The 2,204-nt window shown below is 65.5% G+C and carries 2 protein-coding genes; both read right to left on the bottom strand.

Annotation, left to right across the window (positions count from 1 at the left end; all coding sequences use genetic code 11):
- Positions 1-108 precede the first annotated feature (108 nt).
- On the bottom strand, positions 109-1,407 hold the full coding sequence (locus AC1RVW_RS30755) for a TRAP transporter large permease (RefSeq protein ID WP_106935776.1): 1,299 nt from the start codon (positions 1,405-1,407) through the stop codon (positions 109-111).
- Positions 1,404-1,967, bottom strand: a complete 564-nt coding sequence (locus AC1RVW_RS30750) for a TRAP transporter small permease (RefSeq protein ID WP_081268393.1) — start codon at positions 1,965-1,967, stop codon at positions 1,404-1,406. Before AC1RVW_RS30750 ends, AC1RVW_RS30755 begins: the two co-directional genes overlap by 4 nt.
- Positions 1,968-2,204: the final 237 nt, after the last annotated feature.

The raw sequence follows: 2,204 nt of genomic DNA, 5'->3' as shown, positions 1-2,204 counted from the left end.
GCGAAATAAAGGAGGAGCCCGAAGGGCGGGGGACATTCGCGGAGCAAGGTACCCCGTCGGCGTGAGCGCGCCCCGAAAAGCAGCGGCCGCCAACCAAAGCAAACATCGTCAATACCCCAACTTGCGAGGCAACCACAAAGCCAGCTCCGGGAAGACGATGACCAGCACCATCACCACGAACATCGAGAACAGCATCCACCCCACCCATCGCACCGTCTCTTCCATGCGCACATTCGCGATGCGGCACGACACCATCAGGTTGACCGCGAGCGGCGGCGTGAACTGGCCCAGCGCCACCTTCAGCGTGAGGATCACGCCGAACCACACCGGGTCCCACTTGTAGTACTGCACGATCGGCAGCAGCAGCGGCACGAAGATCAGGAAAATCGACACGCCGTCCAGGAACATGCCGACAGTGATCAGCAGCAATATCAGCAGCGCCAGGATGCCGTACTCGCCCAGGCCCGAGTTGACGATGGCGCGCGTCACCGGGTCGATCACGCCCAGCGTCGACAGCGAATACGCGAAGATGCCCGCCAGCGACACCACCAGCAGAATCACCGCAGAGAGTTCGCCCGACTCGCGCAAGATCACGAACAGGTCGCGCACCTTGATGGTCCGGTGAATGCACATGCCCACGAACAGGCCGTAGAACACCGCCACCACCGCCGCTTCGGTCGGCGTGAACCAGCCGGCGCGCATGCCGCCCAGAATGAGCACCGGCGCCGCCAGCCCCCAGGTCGCTTCGCGAAAGCTCTTCCAGAACGGTGGGCGCGGCAGCGTCGATTCGAGCGCGCCCATCTTGTGCTTGCGGGCCAGCAGCACCGCCGGAATCATCAGCGCCAGGCCGGCCATCACGCCCGGGATCATGCCGGCCGCAAACAGCGCCGGCACCGAGGCGCCCGGCACCAGCACCGAATACACGATGAACGCGACCGAAGGCGGAATCAGGATGTCGGTGGCCGCCGCCGCGCCCACCACGCTGGCGGAAAACGCCGCCGGGTAGCCGGCGCGCGACATGGCCGCGATCATCACGGCGCCCACGGCCGCCGCGTTGGCCGGGCCGGAGCCGGAGATGCCGCCGAGGAACATCGCCACCGCAATGGCCACCAGCGGCAGCATGCCGGGGCCGCGGCCCACGATGGCAATGGCAAAGTTGACGAGGCGAAGCGCCACGCCCGAGCGGTCGAAGATGGAGCCGACCAGCACGAACATCGGAATGGCCAGCAGCGGATACTTGCCCAGGCCGGCATAGAAGTTCTGCGGCACGGCGAGCAGGCCGAACCACTGGGCGTCGCTGTTGGCCAGCGCGATGCAGGCGGCGCCCGCCAGGCCCAGTGCGGCGCCGATGGGCACGCCCACCAGCATCATCACGACGAAGGCGACAAAGAGCAGGGTAGCGATCACTTGGTGTCTTCTGACTTGTAGTTTTTCTTGCGGCCGCGACGGACCATGAGGCCGATGGCGCGCAGCGCGATGGCGAAGGACACGATAGGCAGCCAGATCGAATACCACCACGCGGGCAGGCCGATGCCCGGCGTCGTTTCTTCAAAGCGGTAGTCGTCCCACACCATGCGGATGCTGAGCGCGCCGATGAGGGTGAACAGAATGGCGATCATCAGCGCGCCAAACTGCGCTAGCCGCTTGCGCCGCGCCATCGAGCCGCTCTCGGAGAAGTACTCGATGCGAATATGCCGGTCGCGCGCCACGGCGGCCGAGCCGGCCACCAGCGCCAGCATGATCATGAGGAACACCGAGAACTCTTCGGTCCACGCGAAGGACGAATCGGTGAAGTAGCGCACCAGCACGTTGGCAAAGGTGATGAGCGCCAGGGCGCCCATGATGATGACGGTGAGCCAGTCTTCGATGGCCAATGGCACCTTGGTGGGTTCGTCGGCGGCTTCGATGTCGGGGGGGATGGGGCTGGCGGCGTCCAGCGTGGGGCCGGACTCGGGTGGAGTTGTCATCGCAGGAAGGTCAGTGAGGCCAAAAGCCATGTCACCGGGCGGACGCCGGGACGCGTTCCGTACACCTCGACAGGGAAACAGCCGTCGATGCTAGGTGGTCGATGACCACTCATGTATCGGGGGTTTCCTTAGCTGCCTTGCCTTTTCCAGGGCGTGTGCGCAGGCCACCGGGTACTCCCCTCCGCGAATGTCCCCCGCCCTTCGGGCTCCTCCTTTATTTCGCTGCGGGGAGCACCC

This window comes from Variovorax sp. MPBD4-3 (genome assembly GCF_058809745.1).
This window is presented reverse-complemented; position numbering and strand designations above follow the sequence as displayed.

What these genes read in the sequence shown, in the direction of transcription:
- AC1RVW_RS30750 (WP_081268393.1), bottom strand. Translation starts at nt 1,967, where the DNA reads ATGACAACTCCACCCGAGTCCGGCCCCACGCTGGACGCCGCCAGCCCC.